The organism is Odoribacter sp. Z80 (assembly GCF_009935865.1).
Taxonomy (GTDB): domain Bacteria; phylum Bacteroidota; class Bacteroidia; order Bacteroidales; family Marinifilaceae; genus Odoribacter.
The window spans coordinates 8,185-28,507 of the sequence record NZ_QWEL01000013.1; the positions used below are offsets into that span (position 1 = coordinate 8,185).

General features: G+C 46.4%; 1 protein-coding gene. It reads left to right on the top strand.

Annotated features, from left to right (window positions below; all coding sequences use genetic code 11):
- Positions 1–21 precede the first annotated feature (21 nt).
- Complete coding sequence (locus tag D1136_RS09305; RefSeq protein ID WP_161877367.1) at positions 22–20,250, top strand: hypothetical protein; 20,229 nt, start codon at positions 22–24, stop codon at positions 20,248–20,250.
- Positions 20,251–20,323: the final 73 nt, after the last annotated feature.

Genomic DNA, 20,323 nt, shown 5'->3' on the forward strand with positions numbered 1-20,323 from the left:
TAAAAACGTATTGCAGACAAAATGAGATTGTTGCTTTCGGGCATATTATTTATCTTACTTTTATTTCCGGTTTTTTCCGTATCGGCGTACGGAGCGGGGGACGATATACCTGCTTTGTCCCTGAAGTCGAAAGACCGGCAGAGGTGTGTGGGGCAGCAAACGGTTTTTGAGGTTACGGTGACCGGTACGGCATCGTTGACGAATTATGTCCTGAACTGGTATAAGGTGGGACAGGCATTGGAAAACACAGGCCGCTTATTGACTTTGACGAATCTGGCTGTCAGCGATACCGGACGTTATTATTGCCGGCTGTGGGATAAGGCCGCTGATCTGTATTATTACTCTGATACGGCTGTTTTGTCAATTGCAGAATATGAGGCACAATTGGATGCCCGGTATGAAGCGACCGTCGGAATGCCGTTAGAGATTGAGGCTGCGGCCGCAACCGGAGCGAATTTTATCTGGCAGGCAACACCGGGGCATGAGGTAGATGGTCATATCATTCGTTTTAATGCTTTCACCGGACAGGACCGGGAGGAAGAGGTGCATCTGACGGTGAATTATAAGGGATGTGAATTTCGGTCACAGACGATTTTGAATATTACTCATCTGAAGAAAGAAGTGACGCTTGCCGCTTCCGGCCGGACAGAGGCTTGTGCGGGAGAGTCGTTCGATTATACGGTGAGTGGAGGTGAAGCGAACTTTACGTGGCAGTGGTTTAAGGGAAGTAAACCGATTGCCGGAGCGACCAGCCAGACTTACCGACTGGAGAAAGTGGGCGGCAGCTCTTCGGGAGAATATTATTGTGTAGCTTATGACCCGGTTTACGATTTGTCTTTTTCTTCCGACACCCTGGTGTTGGAGGTGACAGATTATCAGTCGGGTTTGAATGCGGAAACGGCCGGAGTCATCGGAGAAGAGCTGGTTTTGACTGCCAATCCTGCAAATGGAGCTTCTTTCGTCTGGACGGCAGAAAGTGCTTCGACACCGGCAGGGGCAACCCTTCGTTTTGATGCTTTTACTACGCCGGTGCGTGAGGAGAAGGTAAAATTAGAGACTACGGTGGGCAGTTGCGTTTTTCATGACAGCACCCTGCTGAAAATCAACCGTAGTACGGAAAAGGTAAATGTGCGGGCTGTCGGGATTACGGAGTGTTGCGAGGGACAGTCTTTCAGTTATACAGTTACGGTGGACCGGGAAGGTAGTTATGTCTATAAGTGGTATAAGGTGAACTGGTCTACCCCTTTGGTGGAAAGTGATACTTACGCTTTTACCGAAGTGACAGATGATAAGAAAGGAAAGTATTTCTGTACGGTTTATGATCCTTTGCGTGATTTGACTTTCCATTCGGACACTTTGGATTTGAAAGTATACGGTTATCCGAAAGCTAAACTGATAGCTTCTTCGGAAAAACCTTGTTTTGCTTCGGAGGTTACTTTGACTGCTTTGGATGAAACGGCAGGACATTCCGGAACTCTTTGGGACTGGAAAAAAGAAGAGAAGAAACTGGTGAGCAGCGGAGGGATGCTGAAAGTGGACATGGATTCGGAAGCTGCCGTGAAATACCGGGCCATTGCGGACTATCACGGCTGTAAGGATTCTGCGGAAATCACCCTGACGCCTATTGTTCCTTTAGTAGATTTACCTCGTTTCCAGCCACTTACAATAGGTGAGGCTGTGACTTTGACCAATACTTATCAGGACGGAGCGGTTTATGCCTGGGAGATGAAGGATGATTACACCCAGACGGAGCAGGGGAACAGTGTTACTTTTACCATTACTCCGGAGAGTGATGCGGTATTTCTGACGGTGACTTATCAGGGGTGTTCCCGTAAGGATACGACTAAGCTGGAGGTGACGCATGCCGACCTGGATGTACAGGTGAAAGCTTTAGGATTTACCCGCGTTTGTGTGGGTGACTCTTTGTGTTACCGGGTGACGGTGAGCGAGGAATCTGAATACCGTTATGCCTGGTATCGTAAAGGAAGCGGCACGGTATTGTCGACAAAAGAGGATTATATTATCCGTTCGGCTTCTCCCTCTGATGCCGGCTTATATTACTGTAAGGTATATGATGAAATTTTCGACCTGACGTTTTATTCCGATACTTTAGATGTAAAAGTGTCTGAATATCCCGAACTGGCCGTGACTGTAAATGGAAAGAGCCAGTCTGGTCCGAGGTGGGCGATATGCCGGGGTGAGGAGGTTACCCTGAATATGTCTGACAAGCATTCTTTTGCGGGGAACATTTATTTGTGGACGGGAAAGGGTATGACGATTACCGATGGAGGGCGAACGGCGCAGATCCGGGTGATGGACTCGGCCGTTTATAAAGCCCGTATCGTGAATAACGGTTGTGTGACCGAAGATTCCCTGGTGATATTGGAAAGTTATCCGGAAATAGCCTTGCCTGAGAAATATTATGCGATAAAGGGAGAAGAACTTACGGTTCGTACGGCCATTGACAATCCTGCTTATACTTATACATGGTCGCCGGTGGGCAGTGCGGTTCCGGTTTCGGCTCCTGCCTATTCTTTTATCGTACCGGACGGGAAGACAACGGTGAGTTTACAGGTAACGGATGCCCGGAATTGCAGCCGTACGGTAACAACGGAAGTGAATAGTCTGCCGGCTATGAATTACACAACATCTGTCAATGACGGATTTGTGGTGAGTCGCGGAGTACTGACGGTGTTGCAGACCGATACTACGATTTGTGCCCGGTCGCCGTTGACTTTGGAAGTGGCTTATGACGGCTATGACGGCTATACTTATGAATGGATGCGGGGAGAGACGGTTGTAGATACCGGACGCGTTTTGTATATCCCTTCGATTTCGGCAGAACAGGGAGGGGAATATCGTTGTCGTGTGGCAGACCTGGAACAGGGGGAATACCTTTATTCCAATCCTGTGAAAGTGACGGTAAAATACCGTCCGCAGGCGGCAATTGTTACACCTATGGCAGGAGAGAAATTTTGTGCGGGCATTCCGGTAAGCTTTGAAGGTAAGGATAAAACACTGGCTCCTGCCAATAAAAATATTTACAATTGGAAAGGAGCCGGTATTCAAAGCGGAGCCAATTCAACCAAAATGGTGGCAACAGCCAGCACCAACGGGTATTACATTTTTACCGTCGCTTATGAGGAATGTATAGATACGGCTGATATTCTGATTTCTCCGCAAGTGGAGAAGGTAGACATACCTTCGGACATGATTCTGGCACAACCGACAGACCAGGTGGCTTTTGCTGCTTTATCGAATGTATCGGGAGACAGTTATAGTTGGTATGTCAATCAGGTAAAACAGGCGGAGTCCGGTGCTACAGTCCATCTGAACCTGAAGGAAAGCGGGCAGGTTGTGGTGGAAATGACACGGGGAGAGTGTCATTATTATGATACTTGCCGGATTTTAATGCGTAATTTCTTTCCCGTGGAGTATAATTCTCCGGATGACGGTTTTGCGATTTCCTGTCCTGTCCTGAAAGTAACGCAGAAAGAGGTGGAAGCCTGTATGGATGAGGAGGTGATGCTCTCTGTTTTATATTTGGGGTATGACAGGTATGATTATGAATGGTATAAGGTAGGTTCGCCGGATAAGAAGATTCCGGGGGATAGTATTGCCATTGTTCTGAGCCATCTGAAAAGTTCTGATGCCGGAGATTATTATTGTATGGCTTTCAATCCGGATATTAATGAACGTTTGCGTTCCGATACGTTGCATCTGACTGTTAATGCGGGGCCTGTGGCTAATATTTTAATTACCAGTGCCGGAGCGGAAAATGTTTGTTTCGGCCAGGTGATAACCTTAGAAACGACGGTGGCTTTTAACGCCGGAGGTAGTTCGGACCTGATGGTTGCCGACCGTCTGGAATGGACGGGAGAAGGAATTTTTGAGGGGCAGGGGACTCGTGTCATCAGTGCCATTGTCGGTACTGATCCGGTTTATACCCTCAAGGCTGTTAAGGATAAAGGTTGTTCCAGTGAAACATCTATACGGCTGAATATCACGAAGCCGGAGATACAGATACCATCCGTATATTACCTGAACGAACCTAAAGTGATTGAGTTCGAAGCGAAACGCGCCCAGATGAACCGGGAGGTTACGTGGTCGTTCAACGGAGTAGAAAAGGCGACTTCCAAGGGTAAGGTGAGCCTGCAGTTGGATACGACGGGTATTGTTACGGCTTTGATGGTGACGGAAGGAGGTTGTGAAGCGTGGGATAGTTGCCGGATTTATGTGAAAGCTCCGGCTTCTTATTATGGAGGTGAGGAAGACGGTTTTATTCTGAACCGGCCGAGACCGGTAATTCCGACGGAGTTGAAATATGTGACTGTTTGTCCGGATTCTGTGATTGATTTCCGTGTTATTCATGCCGAATATCCTTATTTTAAATATGAGTGGTTGAAAGTAGGGGATGACGAGGTAGTCTTCGGAACGGGAAAAACGTTCCGTTTTCCCGTACAGCCTGGTATGGGAGGAGCTTATTATTGCCGGGTGATTGATCCGGCATTGAGTGAAAGCAATCCTTACGTTTTCTCAGATACTTTAAGTCTGACGGTGGGTACGGGACCTTTGGCCCGGATTACGGTAACGGATGAACATGGAATGCCGGTGGGTGACGGGCCAATTTGCCGGGGAACTTTGTTGACTTTAGATGCCAGTACGTCGGCCAGCGGCGTAGGGGATGAGGTGACCTATCGTTGGGAAGGAACGGATATTGTTTCGGAGGTGACCGATTTTCAGTCCATTCAGGTGGCTCCGGAACAGACAGCCACCTATACGGTGCGTGTCGGGTATGGAGGTTGTTCCGATACGGCTTCGGTGACTTTTGAAGTCTTTAAACCTGATTTTGGGCTACCCGACCGGGTGCAGTTGGCATCTCCGGATCCTGCTTATGTATTTGATATCCATATTCCGGATGATGCGACGGTAGACTGGGTTTTCCGTCCGGATGGAATGAGTGACATACCGCAAAGCGGCAATCAGCTGAATCTGACCAGTGATGGTTGGGTGTTTGCCCATATTCAGCAACGGGGATGTGAGGCGGTGGATTCCTGCCGGGTATTTGTAAAACTTCCGGAGACTTTTTATGGTGGTGAAAACGATGGTTTTGCCGTCCTGGAAGACATGACGACAGTATGGATAGAACCGCGTGCAAAAGAAATTGTGGCGTGTCTGGATAATGATATTTCTTTGACAGCTCATGTTCGGGGATTGAGTACTTATACATTCCGATGGTACCGGGTATATGCAGATAAAACTGTGGCTCCCCTGGATGTGACGGATACGCTTTTGTTGATTGATCATGTGAATGCTCAAAAGGCCGGAAGTTATTTCTGTCTGGTGACTGATAATCAGGAAAACGGGTCCGGAATAAAATCCACTTATTCCACTGATACGGTTACTTTGGTTTTGAAGGACGGACCTTTGGCAAAAATCAGTTTTGATCCTTCTACTCCTTACCATGACAAAGCTTGTTTCGGTGATAAGTTTGTATTGGTTGGGTCGAATGATAACCCGAACATTGATGAAGAGTTTATCAGATACTCTTGGGAAGGGAATGTTTTTGACCCTACAACCGATGAGAATCGCATTATTGCCCGTCCGCAGACGGATGGTGTGTTTGTCCTGAAAGCGGAAGATACCCGTCCGGAGGGTTGTGCTGACACGGTTATTCTTACGATGCAGATGTTTGCTCCCAAGGTGAAAACACCGGTATTTATGACTGCTTACGAACCGGGAAGGCTTGAAATTCCGGCGGAAGTGGAGGGGCATGGTAACCTGAAATGGTACATTGACTACCGAAGCAAGGTGGAAAGCGAAAGCAATCCGGGTGTGTTGACTATCAATCAGGATGCTAAGGTGATAGCTGAGCTGGAAGAAAACGGGTGTTCAGGTTTCGATACTACTTTTGTCTATGTGAAGTGGCCTACTACTTATGCCGGTGGCGAGGATGACGGTTTTATCAGTTCTTTGCCGACTCTGAGAGCTTTGGTCAATCCTAAATATCCGGAGGTTTGCCGGGGAACTGATATCCGGATTGACCTGCGGGTGAATGCCGAAGGCCGCAGTTTGAAATACCAGTGGAAAAAAGTAGGAAGCAATACGATTCTTTCTTTTGAAAAGGATTTGGTGATGCGGGCCAATAGCATGAATGACGGAGGAGAGTATTATTGTTTGGTAACCGATCCGGCAGAAGAGAATATGCACCTGAGAACGATTTCTTCGGATACGGCAACGGTGACTATGATAAACGGACCGATAGCTAAGATTTCTTCGCCTGCAGACGGTTATCGTTTTTGTAACGGGTCTGTTATAGAGATTGATGCTTCTGCTACAGAGAAGAATAAGGTGTCTGTGAATGATGAGTATACTTATAAATGGTATGGTGCAGACATTTCCTATACCGGGAAGCAATATATCGTGAATGCTGTGGCTGGTCCGGATTCCCGCTATATTGTAGAGGTGTCCATGGGAGAATGTATGACTTATGATACGGTTACACTGGATGTGTACCGGCCGGATATTCACATTAAGCCGGTTGTATTCCTGTCAGCTCCGGCAGATGTAGAACTGGGTGTTGCCCGTCCGTGGACGGACCAGAATACGATCAAGTGGCATTTCTATTATGATTTCGACCCGTCGCAGGAAATGACGGATATGATGGTAACAGCTGATTCGGTAAGTTATTATGTACCGGAGGATGCCCGGATTGTTGTGGAGCGGCAACATGACGGATGTAGCGGCTATGATACTTGTCATGTTTTTGTTAAAGATGTACGTTCATTTGCCGGTGGTGAGGAAGACGGATTTATTTCTGCCGGAACCAGTTTCCACATCAAGGAGTTGCAATTGACGGATTATGTCTGTGTAGGTGAGGAAGCCACTATTCTGGCAGAAGTGATTGGTAATGATTTTTACCATTTTGAATGGCATAAAGTGGATAACGACAGGGTATATTCTGATTCTTCCCTGTGTCGTCTTCCTGCGGTGACTAAGGAGGATGAAGGTTATTATTATTGTATTGTCACGGACGTGAACAACAGTATTTCGCGGACTTCTGAGAGGGTTTACCTGCATGTAAAGGAAAAGCCGGTTACTTATATTGTGGCCGAGACTGCAACCGCATGCTATGATAGTGAAGTGAAACTGGAGGCAGAGCAAAGCATGCTGAAAGAAGGGGTAACCTATACTTATTTGTGGCAAGGCGTCGGAGTAAAGGAACCTACGGCTGCCGTTACTACCGTAAGGGCTGAAAATTCGGGTGATTATGTGTTGCTGGTGGGTGACGGAGACTGTTATGTGGCAGATACTTTTTCGCTTACTGTGGAAAGGGCATTGCTGCAAGCGCAGTCTATCTATCATGTAGACTACGGGGATAAACTGACTTTAAAAGCGTTGCTGAACGGACAGCCTTCTACCCAATTGAACTGGAAGGTGGACGGTAATCCTTACCGGAATGTGTCTGAGGTGAACCTGACAAACCTGACTAAGACGATAGATTTTACGGTTCAGACCGCGGGAGGCTGTCAGGTTGAACAAAGCGGACATATTTATGTGCGTCAGGAGGGAGTTTATTTCGGTGGTAACGATGATGGATTTACCATGCCCAACGATTTGCCCCAGTTGCTTGACCAGTGTGACGAGTTATTGGGATGTAATGTCGATACGGCTGTGCTTTGGGTCAATGTGCTGGCTTCCGAGGGATTGTATTTCACCTGGGAAATGTATTCCGAGCTTAATAAACGGTTTGAGCCGATGAGAAATATTCCCGGCAAGACCAACGTTAGCGGTATAGATACGGCTATATTGGTATTTACCTCTATAGAACCGGAAGATGAAGGACGTTACCGTTGTTGTGTGGGGAATAATTACGGAATGTCTTACAGTCGCGAAATACGATTGGTAAAGGGAGGTACGCCTTCTATTTACACTTTCATGATGGACGGGGAGGTTTGCGAGAATACTCCTGACGGTTTCCAGTTCGGTGTTGCTGTGCAAATTCCGAATGAAGGAACCAGGACCGGTTTGCATTACGAATGGTTTTTCGGAAAAGATAATATCAACTTCAATCAGTTAAAGCCGGTTGAAGATTATGACTATCCTTCCTATAAGAAAGAATATCCGAAAGAAGAGAACGAAGGATATTATATGGTGAAGGTATCTAACTATTGCGGTGCCGTGTATGATACGGCTTTCCAGGAAATCTGGGAAGCTCCGACTTTTGTTCACCAACCCCGGGATACGGCGGTTTGTAACTGGGGAAGCATTAAGCTGACTACGGAGGCACAGGGTGGAGGTACTTATCTTTATTCTTTATGGAGCGTAGAGGTGGATGAAGCCCGGCGGTTTGTGAGGTATAAGAGTCTGATTTATGATCATGGTACGATGCCTGAATATACTTTTGACCCTGCAACGGATGTGACTGAAGGATATTATTGCTGGTCGGTATGGAACGGATGTGATTCTGTGCGGAGCAATCCTTTCTTCCTGGATGTGGAAGAAGAGATTATTCCGAAGTTTGAAGGTATAGATACCACAGTTTGTGCAGGCGTGGGCGGAAGTCTGGTTCTTTTGGCAAGCAAGGAGGAAAATATTGAAAATCCCACCAATACATTGAAGTATTATTGGGAGAAAGACGGGCAAAGGATTGAGGGAAGTTCGAGTCTGAAGTATACGATTAAAGGGATTACGGCGGAAGATGCCGGTGTTTATATTTGCTATGCCTATCATTCTTGTACGCCGAAACAGATTAAACAATACCATGTCCGGACGAAATCCCGTCCGACTATTATTTTGCCTCTGACGATTAATGAAAAAGGTTTGTGTGAAGGGGATAAGCTGACTCTGAAGACGGATTATATGTCGGATGCCGGTGAAGTCAGATGTGAGTGGATTTATAATGCCCGTTATGCTGTCAATGATAATGACCGGGTGGCAGGAAGTACTACACCGCAATTGACTATTTCGGATTTACAGGCTTCTGATGCCGGTAAATATCTGGTGCGTTTGAGTAATGACTGCCCGGGATATACGGCCAGCAATGAAGTGGTACTGAAAGTGAATATGATGGCCCGCTTTACCAATAGCGGTAAATTACCGGAAAGGCTGGCTCTCTGTGCCGGGGAATCCAAGGCTTTGTCTGTGGCTACCTCCGGTGAAGTTCCGGTTTATTATACCTGGTTGAAAGATGGTAAACAGATTCAGGCCGGGGCCAGCAATAAACTGGATTTAGTGGGGGTTACTCATGAGAGTGCGGGTGTATATACCTGTTTTGCCGAGAATAGTTGTAACGGAGATAATGTGTCCAGCACAGAGATGAAATTAGAGGTAATTACTCCGATTGCTTATGATGTATTGGGGGCAGGCTCATATTGCGGGGATGAAGGTCGTGAAGTTACGCTTAGTGGATTTGAAACCGGAGTGATTTATACGTTATTCCGCCGGGCTTCTGTAGCAGAAACTGATTATATTCCGGTGAAAGTAGTCCATGGAGATACGGTGAGTACTCCGGTACTGACTTTCGGCTCTATGGAGTATGGTCTTTATCATGTGGAAGCGAAAGCTGTTGATGGAACGAAAACCTGTACGATGCAGATGAATGGCGAGATTTCCATTACCCGGGCACCGACTCCGGAGAAATTCCTGTTCCATATCATCGACCCGATGTGTGAGGGAGAATCCCGGGCTACAGTGAAACTTGAGGGTACTGAAAATTCCAAGGATATAGAATATCGTTTGGAACGGTGGCATCCTACCCGTCTGAGATGGGTTAGTCAGGGATCGGCCTATAAAGGTACCGGTGGTTCTTATACCTGGCCGGTAGCGGAAGGCATTTACCATGTGATTGCGAAGAATACCGTGTCAGGCTGTACACTGGAGATGGGATTGGATACGGTGATGGAACGGCCTTATCCGCAGGTGTATGATTTGTATGCGGTGGATGGGGACACGACTGCTTGCTTCGGTATGGAGAGCGATGTGGTATTGAAATTGAAAAACAGTGAAAAGACCTGTACTTATACCTTATACAAAGACGGGGAATCAACGGAACGGGAACAAACCGGGAACCTGATTGCCTGGGATAAGGTTAGCGGAGGTAAATATACGGTGATGGCCGAAACCAATTACGGTTGTCAAAAGGAAATGGGTGATGTGGTGGTGACGGATTTACCGTCTCTGGATGTATTTATGTTTACCAGTAATTCCGGAAAGGTATATTGCGGAGAAGAGGCAGGACAAACCCATCAGATTGTTTTGCAGGGTTCTACTCCTGGTATTCGTTATGATTTTTATTCCGTGGCTGAGGAAGACACTTTGTCCTCTTGTTGGGGTACCGGTGGATTCCTGCGGTGGGATGTTGATTTGGTGGGTGATGCCGTTTATTATGTGAATGCAGTAGATACTTTGGAAGGTTGTGTGCAGGAAATGGGAGGCCACCGGGTGGAAATAAAAGGAAATCATCTGGAACTTGCAGTAGAGTCACCGATAAAGATTACTGCCAGCACGCAGGCTACTCTATCTGTGGGAATCGAGGGAGCCATGTCTGCTCCGGTAGTGACGTGGAAACCGGAAAGCATGATTGCTTCTGTTGATACTGCTTCTCATACTGCGACGACGCGGGTTTTGGACTACGGTGAACGTTTTTGGGTGAATGTACAGGATGACTATTGTTCGCGCGATACCTTTATTGATGTTTCTGTTTCGGGAGAGCCTTTGAGGGCAGTTATTAAAGGCGGCGATTGTTATACGATGCTGGATACTCTCTTCCTCTGCCAGGGCGAAGAAGTGACCCTTTGTAGTTATCTGACCGGAGGTAGTGGAAAATACCGCTTTAAATGGAGTGATGACCAGGTGGATAGTATTCCTGTTCCGTCCAAGAGTCGTATATCTTACCCGAAAGCGGGCGACGGTTATGTGGTTTTGTATGTGGAATCGGATGTGATCAATACAGAGGGTCAGCTGATTACTCAGAAGGCTACTGATACGGTGAGGGTGATCTTCCGGGACCGTGTTGCCGTTCCTGATTTTGGAAATGAAGCGTTGAGTTGTGTATTGCCGGGTGAAGCACTGGAGTTGGTTATGGCTACTACCGAGATGGGAGTAAGCTATCAGTTGGAACACCTCGATGTTACTGCCGGCGAGTATGTGGCAGTAGACGGGGCTACCAGAGTAGGAGATGGTACAGAGTGGAGGTATGCCATTCCGTATACCGATGAGGCTGCCGGTTTATATCGGGTGAAAGCTGTAAAAGATTATCCGGATGATCAGTTTAGCTGTACGGATTATTTCACATGGACAAAAATGAGCCGGGCTCCGCAGAAATTTGACGTAAGCGCTAAAGGTGCAACCACCTATTGTGTGGATACTCAAATGGATTCGATCTATGTTGCTTCTTCTGAAGACCAGGTGGTGTACCGGTTGTTGAGGAATGGTACGCGGGAGGTGGCGCGTCATATCGGAGATGGCTCTGAGTTTGCCTTTGCCGGCTATTATAACTCAGAATCTCCGGGTGAGAATGTTTATCAGGTGGAAGCAGGCATCGGTGAGTGTAAGGTGCTGATGGATGAAAAGATTACCATCACTTCTTATGAGCGGCCGGTCATTGAAGATATTTCGGGCATGCAGGCTTATTGTATCGGTTCTTCGGATGTGATAGAAGTGACTATTCCTTCTCCTTATCAGGGAGCTGCTTATAAACTGTATAAGGAGGGTGAGTCTGCTGTTGTGAATATGCAACCGGGAAGTGTGGACGGAGTTGTTTTTGAACATGCTGTGTTCCAGGGATTGACGGCGGGACAATATTATATTGTGGCTGAAGCGAGAATGGGTGATGCCGGTTTATTGGTTTGTACGGATACGGTCAGGGGATTGAAATTGACGGAACCTTTGCTTTCTCTTCAAGTTTTAGGAGGTAAGTTGGGCTACTGCGATAATCTTTCGGGTTATGAACGACTGACTTTGGTAAAAGCAAATCCGGACCTGGATTATGAGGTGTTTGATGACTATTACGGCTCCGCTCAAAAGGTATCTATGGGCTTTATGACTCACGGAACGAACGATACCATCTATTATGACGGTATTCTTCCTGTGACGGAAAGTATTTCGAAGTCCTATTATATTCATGTATATGCAGGAAGTTGTTCGCAGAATACGACAGTAACTATTCATAAATATACGGCACCTTTGGACCAGGCTTTGCTGGGTAACCGGGTAGGATGTATTGGTAACGGATTGCGGATGGGAATCCAATCACCTGAAGGAGGTGTAACCTATACACTTTATCGCCAGCGGGGAACGGAGATTGATTCCCTCGGACAATTTGAACCGGGTACGAATGTATTCGGTACTTATTCCGAAGAAGGTATCTATTTTGTCATGGCAATGAATACGGGAGGTTGTGACCGGCGTCTGACTCAGGAATATCAGATTAAGGCGTTACCTGAATTTTATAAGTTGTATACACCATTGGCTACTACCTATTGTGAAGGAGAAGAGGGCGTAGAATTGGGTATTACGGGAACTCAGGACGGTGTCACTTACCGTTTACAGAAAGTGGTGACCGTGAACGGAACAGAAACCTGGGTAGATGCCGGAGCTGAGTTGTTGGGAACCGGAACGGATGCTCAGTTGTTCAGTGGCTTCTATCCGGTGGGTACTTACCGGATTATGACGGATTACTGTGACCTGCCTATGCTGGATACGCTGCATATTACCCAGTTGCCGTTGCCGAAAGAGGTGGCTCTGGGCGTGCAGGGAAAAGCTTGTGTGGATAGTATGATGCAGATACGGGTTGAAGAACCTGAAACCGGAACACAATATGTATTGTGTCATGAGTTCTTACCGACGGGACAAGATACCCTGGCCGGAAATGATGTCGCTTGGTTGATTCCGGTGGCAGAGGAGGGACGATATACGGTTGTTGCAGACCTGAACGGTTGTCGTCGGACGCTGAATGATACCGTACAGCCGGGTCAGACCGTTCAGTTCGGTGACCTTGCCGGAATGAAGGCCAATATGTGTGCTGAAGATACGACCAGTTTATATCTGACTGCCGGAGAATGGGATGAAAAAGCAAAATATAGCTTGCAGGCTCAGGGAATAGACACGCTTTATGCCGGAGTGGTTGAGAATGGACAAATTATGTTCCATGGAATACCTGCCGGGCATGCTTATACGGTTGTGGCTTCGCACTTGAGTTGTGTTACTGAAAAAGGTACTTACAATTTCGATGGTATTGCCATTCCGGTTTTGGCAGAGACAGATTTTGTAGTGGAAGACTGTAAACCGGACGGGGAAGCAACAGTTATGCTGAAAAATCAAATCATGGATTACCAGTATACGTTGGCCGGTCTGATAGATACTATACGAATTAAAGACTTTGCAGGAGATACCCTGATTTCTCATTTGGATAACGGCAGTTATGCTTATACGGCTTATGATACGAGAACCGGTTGTCGTTCCTTGCCGTTGAATGCGGTTATCCGGCGGGCTGTTCCGGTTGAAGATACTATCACCAGCCGCCTGGCTTATTGTCCTGGCGGAGACGGTGTGGAAATCCGTTTATCCAATAATACGTTCAATGTTACTTACGTATTGAAAGAAACGGACGGAACTACGATTGACAGTATTTCGGCTTCTTCTACTTCTACTGCTTTTGCTGCAAAATTGCAGGAGGGGCGTTATGTCTTCTACCGTGAACGAATTGGTTTGTGGGGTGGGTGCTGGCTGGCAGATACTTTGAATATTGAAAAATATCCGATGCCGTCGAAGGATTTGGTGGTGAATACGCCGGAAACTTTGTGTGAAACGGGTACAAATGCAATAGAGGTAGCCAATTCGGAAGAAAATGTGATTTACGTGCTGATGAATACCGCAACTAAGATGGGCATTGATACGTTGTCGGGGAATGGTGGTTCTATTGTATTCGATGGCAGGAAACCGGAAGGTTCTTATCAGATAGCCATGACTTATAAGGGGCTTTGTCCGGCTACTTACTATAAGGTTTTTGATGTAAATCCAGTCCCGTCATTGATTTCCGCATCGGATGGCAAGTATTGTTATAATGAATCGGGGAAAGGGAACGGAACAAATATTGACGTGAAGGATTTGAAGACGGAAGCTGAGTATGTGCTTTATAACAAAGCGGGTGTGGGGGTAGATACGTTGTATGGAGTAATAGCGGGGTATTTCGAAGACCATCCTGCCGGGGAATATACTGTTGTGGGTACTTATCGTGGGACGGGTTGTAGCGAACGGGTAGCTGAAGTGAAGATACATGAAATTACTAAACCGAAAGTATTTACAGTCAGCAATGCTGCTAAAGTGGGTGAATGCGGAGACTTGGCGGATGTTCGTCTGGCTGACGGTTGTGAAGGGGATTCAGTGAAGTATACTCTTTATATGAATGATTTCTTCAAGATGGCCGGTCCGGTTACTGCACAGAATGGGGAAGTGAAGTTCGGAGAATTCCGGGAAGTGGGTGCTTATAAGGTTTATGCTGATAAAGGTGACGGAACTTGTGGTGTGTGGATGGATGGCAGTGTAATCATTTATGCTCCGCCCCGTTTGGCACAGTTGAGTGTAAATGGTATTGATTGCGGGGAGGGTGCTGAAAGCGATGTAACGATTTCTGCCACACATTCTGTATTGAATTGGTATTATTATCTGAGTGACGGTATTGAAAAGTCAGAGGTCTTGATGGGTGGTGAGGATGTATTGAGCTGGACGAAGATTGGCGGGCATGAAATTAAAGCCGGCGAGTATGTGCTGTATGCAGCCAATCCATGCGACAGTCTGATAGCTATGGATACAATTACAGTGGAAGCTGCTTTGCGGCCGGCTGCGGCTAAATTGCTCAGGTTGCATGACGGTGTGATCTGTAACGGTACGGATTATGAATTGACACTGGATAAGGCTGAGACAGGCGTAACCTATACCATTACACAAAGTGAGAGCCAGTGGGAGAAAGATGGTGTGGCGCGGGAAGATTTCATCCTTTGTGAACTGAATAATGCCGGGCTGGTAACGGTAAATGCAACGGTAGATACCACCGGGTGTACTTACTTTGTAGACACAATGACCATGATTCTGGACTTTTATCCGCAAGAGGTTACTGTTGAAGGATCCGGGCAGTGTGTACAGGACGGTCAGGCTGCTACCTTGACAGTCAGTCTGGAAGGAATCCGGGTGCCGAAGACCGCTTATTATTTGTGGCTGGACCAGGGGTTGGAGGGCCGCTATGTGGATACCATTCCGGCAAAAGCTCCGGCTACCCAGAAATACTTTAAACCGCAGCATGAATATGGATGTTATACTGTGGTTGTTTCCAGTATTACGGGCCATTGTAACCGGAATCTGGATAAGAGCAAGAAGTGTTTGAGCGAACCTCCCCAGGTTTTCAATATTGTTGGTGGTTCACGTACGGCAAAAGTTTGTGAGGGAAGCGAGGAGACGATAGAATTGGAACAATCAGAGGTAGGTGTGACTTATTATATCGTGGACGGAGGCAATAACTTATGTAGTGAATTGGTGGTGGGTACCGGTGAGCGCCTGAAAGTGGGTACTGTTTATAAACCGGGAGTTTACCGGGTATTGGCTTCTGTGAGCGATGAGTGTTCGGCTACAATGAACGGAGAGGTGGCGATAGTGAAGTTGCCGTTACCGTTACTGAATATTAACCATTATTACAGTTATCCGGAAGGCGGTTCGCCTGAGGGAGTTCAGGTTACGGTAGAACCGGAGACCAGTCCGGGAGTGCAGTATGCTTTGATTGATAAGAATGTACCGGAGGATGAATCCTGGCTTGACTGGCCTACTGCCGACGGAGGACGGATTACTTACGATATGTGGCTTAAGGAAGGGAAGTATGAAATCCGTACGTTAAGCAATACCGGTGGGTTTGAATGTGAGGCTGTCGATTCGTTAGTGATAGAAAAGATTAAGCTGACACCCTTTAAACTGGAGGTTATCGGTAATCCTTATAAATGCGTATCTACGGAATGTCGTCCGTTGCGCTTGACAGGCAGTGAAAAGGGTACCAGTTATTCTCTGTTCCAGGTGAAGGGGGCCGATACGACTTTTATTGCTTTGAATGAAGGTACCGGCAAACCCATCAGTTGGGGAAATCAATGTGATACTGGCTATTTCTTTGTGAAAGCTGAGAAGATATTGAGTGACGGACAGATTTGCCGTTCACAGATGGGAGATGCGGTTCATTTGTATGTTTCCACGACCATTGAGAAATTCCGTTTGCTCGGAGCCATTACAGGATATTGTAATGATAGTGAACCTAACGGAAAAGTAATTCTGGATTCGAGTCAGAATAGCAATATTACTTATAAGTTGTATTGCAATGGTAGGGAAATGCCTGGTAAATCCCTGAAAGGAGCCGGAGGAAACAAACTATCCTGGTCAGGTTTGGAGGGATTGGAATGTGTGGAAAATAATGATGTCGGAAATGTCTATACGGTTGTGGCTACTGATGAACATTGTGAAGTAGAAATGGCCGGAAGTGTGAATATTGTGATGACAAATCCGGTGAGTCTCCGGAATTATCCGCGCTCATTATTGGCTTGTACAGGAGATAAGGTGGGTATAGCCATGGATGCTTTTGGTTGTCTGTTATCTTATGAGTGGACTCATGATGGACGTGTAGTTGGGAATGAGGCCGGATATAATATTGACAGTGTGGGGATTGACGATATGGGCGTATATTATTGTAAGGTTTCCAATTATTGCGGTTCTGTGACCTCTGAAGCCATTGAGCTGGGAGTTCGCGAAGTGGTGACCATGCCTGACGGATATATGGCTGATGAACTGGTTTGTTCCGATATGCAGGATGTTAAACTGGTCGGAAAAGGTGTTGGCGGAAATTATTCCTGGTATAAGGCCGGGACGACAGATACGATCTCCAGGGAGAGGATATTGGAATTGAAAGATGCTACGCCGGAAGATGCCGGAGAATATATCTGCTATACCTGGAACCAATGTGGCGGTATTGCTGATACTGTGTTGCTGGAATTTAACCGGGTACCTCTGGTAACGGATTATACCTATCATGTGGATACGGTTTGTGTCAATTCTGTCTACGATATCCAGGTAAAAAGCCGTGATTCGGTGGTGTGGTATCGGAATGATGTGGAGATTACCGGTAAGCATGATCTGAGGTACCGGATTGGGGACGTGACTTTGGGTGATGAAGGTCTTTATAAGATTAAAGCAGTGAATTTGTGTTCCGAACAGACCTATAATATCGTGAAATTGCTGGTGGATGACTCTATCCGCATCCAGAGTGCTCCTCCTGCCAGTGCGCATTATTGCCAGAGTACGGATATCCGCCTGGAAGTGGTGGCGACTCCGAAGGAAAGAGTGGAATATACTTGGTGGAAGCGGTTGACGAAAGTAGTTTCCGGTCAGAATTTCTATACTTTCCCGGCCAATATAACGAAAGAAAACGGAGCTGTTTATACGGTCAATTATAAGAATAAATGTTCTGAAGGGTCCATTTCTCATAATGTGTATGTGGATGCTCCGGTTGAACTGGCTAAGATGAAAAGTCCGGATATTGTATGTAGCGATGCAACCGGGGACAAGGTGATTATAGTGAAAGACCTGGCTCAGGCAGATAATCCGGAGTATGATACCTATAAATGGTATAAACGAACAGACAGCGAGCCTGTGCTGATGTCGGAGACTGATACGTTAAAGGTTGGTCTGACAATAGCTAACCGGGGTTTGTATTATGCCGAGGTGGGAAATGTCTGCGGTATTAAACTTTCTGCGGATGTGGACCTGCGGATAGATACTGTGCCGCAAATTCTGGCTCAACCTCAGACGATAACTGTCTGTGAAGGGGAAGATGCAATGTTTAATGTAAGAGCCCGGGGCGGTGACCTGACTTATACCTGGTACCTGAGACGTAAGGATGGCAGTGAGACCTATCAGGTGAAGAATACAGTGGAATTTGAGTCGACATCCCAATGGACAATTCCGAAACCGGTTATTGAGAATGACAGTGCTCAGGTATGGTGCATGGTGGAAAATAATTGTGATTTTGTCAGTACGGATACGGTGTTGTTGCGGATAACGCGGAATGTCCGTTTAAAAACAGACAAGGTTGTGGAATACCTGTGTGCCAATAATCCGGATGCTGAGGTGAGAATTGCTGTTCAACCCGAACCGGCTATATTCAAGAGTTGGAATTATTATGTGGAGAAAGACGGAGTATTGGTTTATAATCCGCGTTCGGTTTACAATGCTTATGAGGATACCCTGACATTTGACTCTCCGGGAGTATACCGTATTTTTAATTTTGAAACTAAATCTACCGGTTGTGTAGAACCTTCTTCGGAAGTAACCGTAAGTATTGAGAACCGGGAAATTTTTACAGCTGTACTTTCAGCAGTGGGTAAAACAACAATTTGCCGGAATGACAGTGTGAAGATGCAGGTACATATAGAAGGCGGAAGGGCTCCCTGGCAGTTGGAAATCCGTAGAAGAACCGATGGTGAGATTGCCCCGGAATTGGGCGGAGAACCCATTGTGGTTTATTCCAGGGATACGGTATTGAGCTGTTTGTTGATCCATGATGAGGTGTTCTGGTTGGGGGCTGCGAACCAGTATCAGGATCCGGCCGCCTGTGACGGAGAAGTTTCCGGAGAGGCAGTCTTTAAAGTACAGCAACCTTATGAAACCCGCCTGCAGAAGCTGACTCCGAATCATTTTGGTAGTTGCAAGACCATTGACCTGGCAGCGACATTCCAGCCGATTCCGGATGTTTCTATCGGTAAGTTCTACGTGAATGGCGAAGAGGTGACAGACAATCTGTTCCAGGGGCAACCGGGCGATTACCGGGTGGTTTATAAGACAGAGACATCGGCCGGATGTACGGATACGGCTTACGTAGACATTCATTTGGATAGTCTGCCCCGGGTGAAGATGTATACTTCGGATTCTACGATTTGCTCCGGTAGCTATACTACTTTATATGTTGAATGTTATGGAGTTAAACCATTTGCGGGTATGTTGACGACAACGATTTATAAATCCGATGGGAAGATAGATGGTATGCCGCAACCGACAATGTTCTCCACCGAGACTTATTCTTCCTTTATGATAGGTTATGACCATGCACTGAATTGGAATGATTCTTTACGGGTGTTCCAATTGTGGTCGCTGACTGACGGAAATGGTTGTAGTGCAGAATTGGATAAAGTGGACCAGGTGAAGGTGCAGACCATAAGACCGCCGCAGTGGTCGGTTACGGGAATTGTTACGGGAGTTATTGATAATCAGCAGGGAGCCTTGGATTTTGTTATCCCGTCCGGAAAGGAAGTTACTTTTGTTGTGAAAAATGAAGACAACAAGATGCCATGGGCTTTCAGGGTGAACTATATTGATAAGGAAGGGAACGAGTCGTTGACGGAACGCTTGAATCTGATGACTCCTCAGGAGAGACTGCGCTTTAAGGATCCCGGGACTTATATCTTTACCATGGAAGGGACACAATGTTCTTCCGATAATATGGAGGTCAGGACTATCACGGTATTGGATAGCGGATATATGAAGGTGAAAGCTTGTTTGCAGGGAGCTTATGATGCGAATTTGAAGTGCATGAAGAGCTGGATTTTTGAAAATGGCATAGTGCCTCTTGGCAAGTGGCAGCGTTGGCCGGATCTGAAAGGTCGGAAAGGGATCGACTGGGTGACGGTAGAGGTACATGAAAAAGGACCGAACGGGAAGAAAGTATATGCGGACGATTACCTGTTGCTCAGCGACGGTTCTATCATCGACCAGGCAGGAAGAGAAACACTTGCTGTGCCGGGCATAGATTTTGAGAAAGCTTATTATATCGTGGTAAGGCATCGGAACCATTTGCCGGTAGGGACCAAGGCGGATCGGATTTTCCATCTGAAGGCGGATGCTGACGAAGCGGAAACCATGGATTTGCGAATCAATGAGAATATTGAACAGGATGAAATCCATGAGAATATGATTTATGTCGGGAGGGTTGACGGTATTTCAATGCTGGCCATGCCGGCCGGAAATGTATTGCTGAATTCGTTGATTTCTATGGCCAATGCGAGCAAGAGTGTGACGAAAACGGAAAATGATGCAGGGTATTATTTGATGGATGTGAATTTGGATGGAGTGGTTACTTTACCGGCTAATATGGCACAGCCTGTTGGAAATAACGATGTGACTATTATTTATAATAACAGGGATATGCATTCATTGATAAAAGATTAAATAAATTGGATATTTTTACAAAATTTTGTAATTTTGTCTCGTTTTATGTTGTATATTAAGGAAAATGATTATT

What these genes read in the sequence shown, in the direction of transcription:
- D1136_RS09305 (WP_161877367.1), top strand. Translation starts at nt 22, where the DNA reads ATGAGATTGTTGCTTTCGGGCATATTATTTATCTTACTTTTATTTCCG.